10 protein-coding genes and 1 pseudogene are annotated in these 9553 nt (G+C 72.4%); 5 read left to right on the top strand and 6 right to left on the bottom strand.

Translation table 11 applies throughout. The features are described 5' to 3' along the window. Positions 1-176: 176 nt before the first annotated feature. Both B7767_RS09780 and B7767_RS09775 read left to right on the top strand, forming a co-directional pair. The gene (locus B7767_RS09780; RefSeq protein ID WP_256923383.1) at positions 177-311 is read left to right on the top strand and encodes an AraC family transcriptional regulator; all 135 of its coding nucleotides are present in this window, start codon (positions 177-179) and stop codon (positions 309-311) included. Between the two features lie 51 nt (positions 312-362). Beyond that, positions 363-1370 carry a TIGR01777 family oxidoreductase gene (locus B7767_RS09775; RefSeq protein ID WP_085571844.1) on the top strand — a complete coding sequence of 336 codons (1008 nt, stop codon included), beginning with the start codon at positions 363-365 and terminating at the stop codon, positions 1368-1370. A 69-nt stretch (positions 1371-1439) separates the two neighbouring features. On the opposite strand, the gene B7767_RS09770 is transcribed toward B7767_RS09775, so the two are convergent. Both B7767_RS09770 and B7767_RS09765 read right to left on the bottom strand, forming a co-directional pair. Beyond that, entirely contained in the window at positions 1440-1949 is a 510-nt protein-coding gene (locus B7767_RS09770; protein WP_085571843.1) for a hypothetical protein, read from the bottom strand. A 138-nt stretch (positions 1950-2087) separates the two neighbouring features. After that, positions 2088-2283: pseudogene (locus B7767_RS09765) on the bottom strand (alkene reductase); the annotation flags it as partial. 175 nt (positions 2284-2458) lie between these two features. Here B7767_RS09765 and B7767_RS09760 point away from each other — a divergent pair. Together B7767_RS09760 and B7767_RS09755 are read left to right on the top strand one after the other, a co-directional pair. Further along, positions 2459-2845, top strand: a complete 387-nt coding sequence (locus B7767_RS09760) for a MerR family transcriptional regulator (protein ID WP_085571842.1) — start codon at positions 2459-2461, stop codon at positions 2843-2845. 72 nt (positions 2846-2917) lie between these two features. Beyond that, positions 2918-3430 (top strand): hypothetical protein, encoded by a 513-nt coding sequence (locus B7767_RS09755; protein ID WP_218775782.1) that lies wholly within the window; start codon positions 2918-2920, stop codon positions 3428-3430. A gap of 5 nt (positions 3431-3435) precedes the next feature. On the opposite strand, the gene B7767_RS09750 is transcribed toward B7767_RS09755, so the two are convergent. Together B7767_RS09750 and B7767_RS09745 are read right to left on the bottom strand one after the other, a co-directional pair. Then, positions 3436-4527 carry a DUF475 domain-containing protein gene (locus B7767_RS09750; protein ID WP_085571841.1) on the bottom strand — a complete coding sequence of 364 codons (1092 nt, stop codon included), beginning with the start codon at positions 4525-4527 and terminating at the stop codon, positions 3436-3438. A gap of 139 nt (positions 4528-4666) precedes the next feature. Further along, positions 4667-5629, bottom strand: coding sequence for an NADP-dependent oxidoreductase (locus tag B7767_RS09745; protein ID WP_085571845.1), 963 nt, complete (start codon positions 5627-5629; stop codon positions 4667-4669). A gap of 126 nt (positions 5630-5755) precedes the next feature. On the opposite strand from B7767_RS09745, the gene B7767_RS09740 reads away from it, so the two are divergent. Continuing rightward, complete coding sequence (locus B7767_RS09740; protein WP_085571840.1) at positions 5756-6736, top strand: GlxA family transcriptional regulator; 981 nt, start codon at positions 5756-5758, stop codon at positions 6734-6736. 91 nt (positions 6737-6827) lie between these two features. Here the strand turns inward: B7767_RS09740 and B7767_RS09735 are convergent, their stop codons facing one another. Next, on the bottom strand, positions 6828-8354 hold the full coding sequence (locus B7767_RS09735; RefSeq protein WP_085571839.1) for an FAD-dependent oxidoreductase: 1527 nt from the start codon (positions 8352-8354) through the stop codon (positions 6828-6830). Positions 8355-8401: 47 nt separating this feature from the next. Further along, complete coding sequence (locus tag B7767_RS09730) at positions 8402-9289, bottom strand: diiron oxygenase (protein WP_085571838.1); 888 nt, start codon at positions 9287-9289, stop codon at positions 8402-8404. Positions 9290-9553 lie beyond the last annotated feature (264 nt).

Below are 9553 nucleotides of genomic sequence, written 5' to 3'. Positions count from 1 at the left end.
CGGCCGAGACACGCGGTGCGTAGGCCGGCCGGCGTGCTCCGTCGGCGCGGGGCGTCGGTGGCGTACCCCCACAGACGGTCCGCGGGCCGCGACACCGCCGACCTGCTCCTCGCCGCCGCCGGTGACGGCCGGCACCGCTCGCCCACCTCACCGGACGGCGCATCGAACCGGCCTCCGTGCGCCTGCGCGAGGGGGCCGGCACCCTCACCCGTGCCGTCGGCTGCGGCTCCGAGAGCGCCCTCAGTACCGCGTTCAAGCGGGTGACCGGCGTCTCGCCCCGCGCGTACCGCAACCGGTACCGAAAGTTTTGAACGTGTTCAATTGCGGAGTAGTGTTGCCCTCACACGGAGGGGGAGGGCCGGATGAGGATCGTGATCCCCGGTGGGACCGGGCAGGTGGGCACCGTCCTGAAGCGTGCGCTGACCGCGGCCGGGCACGAGGTCGTGGTGCTGACCAGAAGGCCGGCGGGGCCCGGGGAGGTCCACTGGGACGGCAGGACGCCGGGGCCGTGGACCGAGGCGGTCGACGGCAGCGACGTCGTGGTCAACCTGGCCGGCCGCAGCGTGAACTGCCGTTACACCCCCGCCAACCTCCGGGCCATGATGGACTCACGGGTGCTCTCCACCCGTGCCGTGGGCGAGGCGATCGGCGCCGCGGCGCACCCTCCGCGGGTCTGGCTCCAGATGAGCACCGCCACCGTCTACGCACACCGCCTCGACGCGCCCAACGACGAGGCCACCGGCGTGATCGGCGGGACGGAGGCCGCCGTACCGGACTACTGGTCCTACAGCGTGGACATCGCCAGGGCGTGGGAGCGGGAACAGGAACGGGCCGGGACTTCGCACACCCGCAAGGTGGCCCTGCGCTCCGCCATGGTGATGAGCCCCGACCGGGGCGGCGTCTTCGACGTCCTGTCGTGGATGTCCCGCCTCGGGCTCGGCGGCCCGGTCGCGGGCGGCGCCCAGTACGTGTCGTGGATCCACGACCACGACTTCGTCCGCGCGGTCGAGTTCCTGGCCGACCGGGACGACCTCGCCGGCCCGGTGAACCTGGCCGCCCCCGACCCCCTGCCGCACCGCGCGTTCATGCGCGCCCTGCGCACCGCGTGGCGTGTACCGGTGGGTCTGCCCGCGACGCGGTGGATGGCGGAAGCGGGCGCCTTCGTCCTGCGCTCGGACACGGAACTGCTGCTCAAGAGCCGGCGGGTCGTCCCCGGCCGGCTGCTCGAGGCGGGCTTCACCTTCGCGTACCCGAGGTGGCCGGAGGCCGCCCACGACCTGGTGGGGCGCCGACGCGGCGGGCGACGGGACACGAGCGGGACCTCGCGCACCGGACACCGGGCGGATCGACAGGGGGCCCTGGAGCCGTAGTCGACGAGCTCGGTCCGCACTGCCCGCGGTCCCCGGACCGCTCGGGAGCACGGCCCACCGGACGAGCCGTCAGGCGGCTTGGTGGACGACGAGCTTGAACTCCGCCAGGACGATGTTCCGCGCCACGCTGTCGTCGTGGGTGGCGCGCACGGCGAGCGGGACGGCCGGGTCGACGAAGATGCCCCACTGCTTCGTCCAGCACTGCATGCCGGGACTGGGCGGCCGGTGCTCCGTCCCCGTGGTGTCGTCAGGTGCCGGGGTGAGGCCGAGCGGATCCCGGACGAACTGGTCCCGCAGTTCGTCGTAATTCCCGGCCTCCCACTGGATCATCGCGTACAGGACGCCCCAGCCGGCCGTGCTGGGCCATATCAGCCCGGACCGGTCGTCCGAGTCCCAGTCCGTGACCACGTACCCGTCCGGCTGGTTCACCTGGTGCATGGAGAAGCGGTCGGTGGACTCCGCGGACCCGAACGGGAACCGTACGACCGTGTAGGGGCTGTTGGCCGGGACCGACTGCGGAGTGTCCCGCTTCAGGGAACACACCTGCACTCCGGGCGACTCCGTCGCGTCGATGGACATGGTTCGAATCTGCCCGTTCCCGGACGGTTCGATGCGGCCCCGGCCGTCCGGGCGTCAGGCGGTGTGGGCGTCAGGCGGTGTGGGCGTAGGCCGGGTACGTCAGGTACCCCGCGTCGCCTCCCTGGTAGTAGGTGGCTTCGTCGACGGGCGCCACGCGGCGACCTGCTCATCGGTGTGCAGTCCCGGCGTGCCCGGATTCGACTGTCCGACCGGGCTCGGCCGCACCCCCTCGGAGACGATCGGCCCGGCCGTCGCCCGCTGGGGCGTAGTACGTCGCCATCGAGGGTGTCGCCAGTCCCTCCGGGGTGGCCCGGACACGTGTCATCGGGGCCATCACCACCCGGTTGGGAAGCCTCAGGTCACCGAGCTGACAACTGTCGAAAAGATGTGTCACGGCAGACTCCGTCGCGATCCGCCGAGCCCGTGTCCCGGGCTCGGCGGATACGCTGAAACCTCACATCGATGTGAGAGGCAAGTCCGTGCCGAGGGGCACGGCGGGGGAGGACGGCGTGCGAATCGGGGAGCTCGCGTCACGGTCAGGGGCCAGCGTCCGGTCCCTGCGCTACTACGAGGAGCAGGGGCTGCTCACCAGCACCCGCAGCACCAGCGGGCAGCGGCACTACACGGAGGACGCGGTGGAGCGGATCGCCTTCATCCAGCGGTTGTTCGCCGCGGGCCTGTCCAGCCGCACCATCCTCGAGCTGCTGCCCTGTACCGACGCGCCCAGCGAGGAGAACTCCGACGCCGCACTGGAGCGGATGGCCCAGGAGCGCGACCGGCTCTCCGAGCACATCGCCGACCTCGTACGCACCCGGGAGACGCTCGACGGACTGGTGATCGTGGCCCGGAAGTACCGGGACGGCCTGCGCACCGCGCCGGCCGCCGACGGGGCGTGACCTGCGCGGCCGACAAGCCGGCGCACCCCGCCGTGCCGCACGGTCCGGCACGGAAACGAGGTGCGGCCGGCGATGGCCGTCTCCTACCGTGCGGTCATGCGCGTCGTCTTCACCAAGGGCCCCGGCACGAGCTACGACATCGCGGTGCACCGCGACACCGGGGCGGCGCTCGCCCCGCGCAACGGGCCCGGCGGGCATCCGTACCTGCCGCACGACCTGGTGCACTTCCTGGTCGAGGCGGAGGCGGGCATCGGACTCGGGGTCTACGGGCGGCTGGCCGCCGGTGACAACGGCCTGTTCTGGCCCGCCGACCCCGCGGAACGCGCCAAGGCCGCGAGGCGCCGCAAGTCCAGGCCGGTGAAGTCGTCCCCCCGGGCTCAGGCGGACATGGCCCTGTCGGAGCACCTGGCGGGCATCGCCGTACCCGTGTGGGAGGTGCGGCGCGGCCATGCGCGGCAGCTGCCGGCGTATGTGACGGCGGGCGGGGTCCCCCCGGTGGTCGACCGGATCGTGTCCCGGTTCGACGAGTACGCCGACCGCTGGCACACCCTGCCGGTCGGCGGTTCGCTGACGCTGGTGTGGTGAGGGGTTCACCGGCGTGCGGCGCGGTTGCGGCGGACGGAGGAGCGGAACGACGCGCTGATGAGCGTGACGCCGATGAGGCCGGTGACGATGTCGTTGATCTCGTACCGGATGCTGACGAGCAGGACGAGGGCGAGCGCACCGATCGCGTAGTGGGCGCCGTGTTCGAGGTAGACGTAGTCGTCGAGGGTGCCCTGGCGGACCAGGTAGACGGTCAGGGACCGGACGTACATGGCGCCGATGCCCAGGCCGAGGGCCATCAGCACGATGTCGTTGGTGATGGCGAACGCGCCGATCACGCCGTCGAAGGAGAAGGACGCGTCCAGGACCTCCAGGTAGAGGAAGGTGAAGAAGGCGGCCCTGCCCGCCAGGGCGACCACCGGCCGCCCCGCCCCGGCGTCCTCGGACCGTCGCCCGGCGGGCTCCCCGGCGTCCTCGGCGGCCAGCCTGCCCTCGAAGAAGTCGGAGAGACCGCCCACGATCAGATAGGTGATCAGTCCCGCGATGCCCGAGACGAGGACCGTCTGCGCCTTGTCGGCATGGTCGCCACCGTGCTGGTGGGCGTGGGCGGCGAACGTCATGGCGGTGACGAGGAGGACCCCGAGGGCGACGCAGACCGACAGCATGTCGATCCGGCCGAGCCTGGCCAACGGCCGTTCGACCGGGCCGAGCCACTTGATCTCGCGGTCCTCCAGGACGAAGTCGAGGAAGATCATCAACAGGAACATCCCGCCGAACGCGGCGATCGACGGGTGTGCGTCGGTGACGAGTTCCTGATAACGGTCCTTGTCGGTGAGCGCGAGGTGGACGGCCTCGGTCGGCGCGAGCCGCGCGCTGACGGCGACGATGACGACGGGGAAGAGCAGCCGCATGCCGAAGACGGCGATCAGGATGCCGACGGTGAGGAAGATCTTCTGCCAGAAGGCGTTGAGCTTCTTGAGGATGCCGGCGTTGATCACCGCGTTGTCGAAGGACAGCGACACCTCCAGAACGGCGAGGATGGCGACCAGCCCCAGAGCCGTCCAGCCGCCGTAGAGCACCCCGGCGGCCAGGCCGAGGCCCGTGACGGCGAAGGCCCAGCGGAACGTCTTCAACAGCACGCGGCACTCCCCACTCTCTCGTCGCGCCCGTCGCCGGACGACGGGCCCCGTTCCAGTGCCCCTCCCGGGGATGTCTACTACGCCGGTGCCGCAGAAGAGTGGCCGACACCGCACCGGCGGCCCGTCGACCGCACGCGGGTCACCGCGTGACGTCCAGTACGAGCTTGCCGCGGGTGCGGTTGGTCTCGCCCCGGCGGTGTGCCTCGGCGGCCTGCTCCAGCGCGAACACGTGCTCGACCTCGACCCGGATCGTTCCCGCGTCGACCAGACCGGCGATGCCGGTCAGGGCCGTGCCGTCCGGCTCGACCAGAAGCGGGCTGGTGCGCACCCCGGCCTGCCCGGCCGCGGCGGCGAGCGCCGGGGAGACGCCGCCCGGGACGGAGACGACCAGGCCGCCGGGCCGGGTCACCGCCACCGACCGCACGTCGGTGGCGTCCAGGCCACCGATCAGGTCGATGACGACATCGATCCCGCCGGCCACGTCCTCGAACCGCTGCCGCGTGTAGTCGATCGTCTCGTCGGCGCCCAGTTCCTTGAGCCAGGCGTGCCGGGACCCACGGGCGGTCGCGACCACTTCGGCGCCCAGATGCCTGGCCATCTGCACCGCCAGATGCCCGACACCGCCGGCCGCGGCGTGCACCAGTACCCGCTGACCGGCCCGGACACCCGCGGTGTCGACCAGCGCGTGCCACGCGGTGAGCGCCGCGAGGGGCAGGGCGGCGGCCTCGGGGTGCCCGACCGAGGCGGGCTTGCGCGCGAACTGGCGCGACGGCGCCGTCACGTACTCGGCGTAACCACCGGCCGGGCGCGGGAACCAGGGCATCCCGTACACCTCGTCACCGGGCGCGAGCGTGGTGACGCCGAAGCCGACCTCCTCGACGACCCCGGAGACGTCCCAGCCGAGGACCAGCGGCAGCGTCTGCAGTCCCGCCATGCCCTGTCCCGCGCGGGTCTTCCAGTCCACCGGGTTGATCCCGGCGGCGTGCACCCGCACCAGCACCTCGGTCGGCAGCGGTTCGGGACGCGCCACCCGCCCGACGGTCAGCACCTCCGGCCCGCCGAACCCGCTGATGGTGACGGCACGCATGGTGCGCTCGCTCATGCTCTCCTCGTTTCCTGTCCGTTCCACGTGTGCGAAGACCGGGCCGGGCCCGGTGATCACCAGCCTCGCCCCACGCCTTCGGACGGAGTGAGTGGCCGGAGAGCCACCTGTCGTACCATTCGGGCCATGGCACACCGCATCGCCGTCCTCGCTCTCGAAGGCGTCCTCGCCATGGACCTCGGGATCGCCTCGCGCGTGTTCGACGCGGCGTGCGATCCGTCCGGCGCACCGCTGTACTCCGTGACGACCTGCTCGCTCGGCGGCCGGCCCGTCCGTACCCACGAGGGCTTCCGGATCGTCGTCGACGACGACGAGTCCCTCCTGGAGCGCGTGGACACCGTGGTGATCGCCCCTCAGGAGTTCGAGAGACATCTGCTCGCCACCGGCGAACTGCCCGCGGAGCTCGCCGGGGCGTTCGCCCGGATCGGTCCGCACACCCGTGTCGTCAGCCTGTGCACCTCGGCGTTCCTGCTCGCGGCGGCCGGACTGCTGGACGGCCTGCGGGCCACCACCCACTGGGTGCTCTGCGACGCGTTCGCGCGGCGCTTCCCCCGGGTCGAGGTCGATCCGGACGTGCTGTTCGTCGACAACGGACGCATCCTGACCTCGGCGGGCGGCGCCGCCGGCATCGACGTGTGCCTGCACCTCATCCGCCGGGACCACGGAGCGGCGGTGGCCGGCGCGGCGGCGCGCCGGTGCGTGGTCGCGCCGTGGCGCGAGGGCGGACAGGCACAGTTCATCGAGCACCCGGTGCCGAAGGACGCCGACCGTTCCACCTCGGCCACCCGGCAGTGGGCCCTGAACCGGCTGGCCGAACCCCTCACGCTGGAGGACCTGGCCCGGCACGCGCACATGAGCGTACGCACCTTCACCCGGCGGTTCCGCAACGAGGTGGGCACCAGCCCCCTCCAGTGGCTGCTGCAGTGCCGGCTGAACCAGGCGCGCCGGCTGCTGGAGTCCACCGATCTGACCGTCGCGCGCGTGGCCACGGCGAGCGGCTTCGGCGACGCCGTCGCCCTGCGCAAGCACTTCTCCGCCCACCTCGGCCTGTCCCCGCTGGCCTACCGCCGTGCCCACAACGCCCCGGACCTGACCGCGACGGGATGAACGCCCCCGGGTGACACCCGGGACGCCGCCCGAGGGACGTTCACGGGCGGGGACATGACGGCCTGCCACGCCCCCGTCCGGGAGGTGGACTTCAGCGGCGCCGACGGCGTACGAGGCGGCGGAACGCCCTCGGCCCGCCGGCCGGTGCGGGCAGGGTGCCCGCCACCGCGTCGGCCAGCAGGGAGCCGACGGTCTCCGCCGCGCAGGCGCGGTTGGCGCCGATGCCTCCCGACGGCCCGCGTTTGATCCAGCCGACGACGTACGTCCCGGGCCGGCCGGTCACCCGGCCGGCCCGGTGCGGCACGGTCCCGGTGGCCTCGTCGAACGGCAGCCCCGCCTGGGCCACCCCGCGGTAGCCGACCGCCCGCAGGACCAGGCCGGCCGGGACCTCCATCTCGGCGGTGCCGCCGGTGACCCGCACGGCACGCGTCTCCTCGCCCCCGCACACCGCCACGGGGGAGGAGAGGAAGCGGAACACGATACGCCGCCGCCGACCCGCCGTACCCGGCGGCAGGGACCAGTCGACGGCCTCCCGGGTCACCCCCCGCAGCACCGCCGCCTTGTCCCCCGGACCGGCGGCGTCGATCGCCGCCCCGATGCGCGGATCGTGGTCGTCGACGAGCAGCTCCACCCCGGGAAGGTGCTTCAGGGCGAGCAACTCGGGTCTGGTGTACGCCGCGTGCTCCGGCCCGCGGCGTCCGAGGAGCACGACCTCGCGCACCTTGCTGCGGCGCAGTTCCGCCAGCGCGTGGGCGGCGATCCCGGTGCCGGCCAGCGTCTCCGGATCGGAGACGAGGATCCGCGCGACGTCGAGGGCGACGTTGCCGTTGCCGACCACGACGACCCGCTCGGACGACAGGCCGACGGCGTCCGCGGCGACCTCCGGATGCGCGTTGTACCAGGCGACGAAGGTGGTCGCGGAGACGCTGCCCGGCCGGTCCTCGCCCGGGATGCCCAGCCGCCGGTCCGTGGCGGCGCCCACCGCGTAGATCACCGCGTCGTGGTGGGCGGCGAGTTCCTCCGCGGTGACGTGGGTGCCCACGTCGAGGTCCAGGTAGGTCCGCGCGCGGGGGTGGGTGAGGAAGCGGGCGAAGGTCTCGCCCACCTTCTTGGTGGCCGGGTGGTCCGGTGCCACGCCGTACCGGACGAGCCCGCCGGCGACCGGAAGCCGGTCGACGAGCGTCACCTCGGCCCGGGTGTGCAGCAGCAGGTCCTTGGCGGCGTACATGCCGGCCGGGCCGGTGCCGACGATCGCGACCCGCAGCGGCCCGAAGTCCGAGGGCAGCACCCGGTCGAAGGAGGGCTCGCCCCAGGCGTGGAAGTTCGGCCCCGAACGCTCCGGTGACTTCGTCCCCTCGGGGGAGTCCTGCTCGAAGTAGGCCGCGTTGATCCGCGCGTACTCCCGCTGCCCGCCGGTCAGCCGGTCGAGCGGGAGGACGGCGTCCACCGGGCAGGCGTCGGCGCAGGCACCGCAGTCGATGCAGCTCTTCGGGTCGATGTGCAGCATCTCCGTGCTGCCGAAGGCCCGTTCCTCGGGCGTGGGGTGAATGCAGTTGACCGGGCAGACGGACACACAGGTGGCGTCGCTGCAGCAGGTCTGGGTGATCGCGAAGGCCATGGTCGTCCACTCCGCTGAAGGCCGGGGCAGGTGCAGGGTGCGGGTCGTCAGACGAGGTGGGCGCGCTTGTAGAAGTGGAGCGCGGGCCGGGTGAGCAGTCCCACCGAGGCCAGGAACTCCATCAGGCCCGAACAGCTCGCCCGCATCATCGACTTGTGGTGCTCGTTGGCCTTCGCCTCGCGCAGGGCGCGTGCCTCGTCCAGGCCGGTGTTCGCGTAGACCTTCCGGTTCACCATGCTGGTGACGATGACGTAGGCCGCGACGGCGATCAGCAGGGCGTGGACCCGGCGGCGCAGCCGTCCGGCACGCGCGAGGTGCCTGCGTGTCTCGTCGCGGGCGAACTTCATGTGCCGGGATTCCTCGACGACATGGATGTTGTTGATGGTGCGGACGAAGGGCACGACCCGCTCGTCGCGCATCCAGTCGCGCTGCATGACGTCGAGGACCTCCTCGGCGACCAGGATCGCCGCGTACGCGGCCTCACCGAAGGCGACGGTCTTGAAGAACCGGCCGAGTTCCAGCGCGACCCGGTGCGGCCGGTAGGCCGGCGCACGGAGCTTCTTCGCCCCGCGGGCGAACATGATCGAGTGCCGGCACTCGTCGGCTATCTCGGTGAGCGCCCACTGGACGGTGTCGTCCGTCGGGTCCTTGGCGTAGACGTCCCGCAGCACCATCTGCTGCAGGATCATCTCGAACCAGATGCCGGTACTGGCGACGGACGCGGCCTCCTGGCGCGTCAGCTCCTTGCGCTGCGCATCGGTCATCTCGTCCCAGTAGGCCGTCCCGTAGAGCGTGCTCCACTCCGGGCTGGCGCCGTGGAAGTCCGTGTCGAGCGGTGTATCCCAGTCGACCTCGGTGAGCGGGTCGTAGGAGAGCTGCGCGGACGAGTCCAGCAGCCGCCGGGCCGCGCCGTCGTCGGAGGGACTGTTCCCCATGCCGAGGGCTCCTCACATCGAGTCCGATCAGTATTACCGCGGGTAACCACCCGCCTTGCTGACGAACTGTATAGCAAGAGGAGTCGCGTTCCTACCCCCAAGTAGCAAAGGGCCGCCGCTGGGACACCGGCCCGGGTCAGGTCCGGCGGGACCGGGCCACGAGGGCCGTGCCACCGGCGACGGCCAGGACCGCCGTGCCGCCGAGGGTCGCGGCCCCATTGCCCGCGCCGGTCGCGGCGAGGGCGGGACGGGAGCCGTGCGCCG

The sequence above is a fragment of the Streptomyces sp. 13-12-16 genome, from assembly GCF_002114215.1.
Classification (GTDB): domain Bacteria; phylum Actinomycetota; class Actinomycetes; order Streptomycetales; family Streptomycetaceae; genus Streptomyces.
This window is presented reverse-complemented; position numbering and strand designations above follow the sequence as displayed.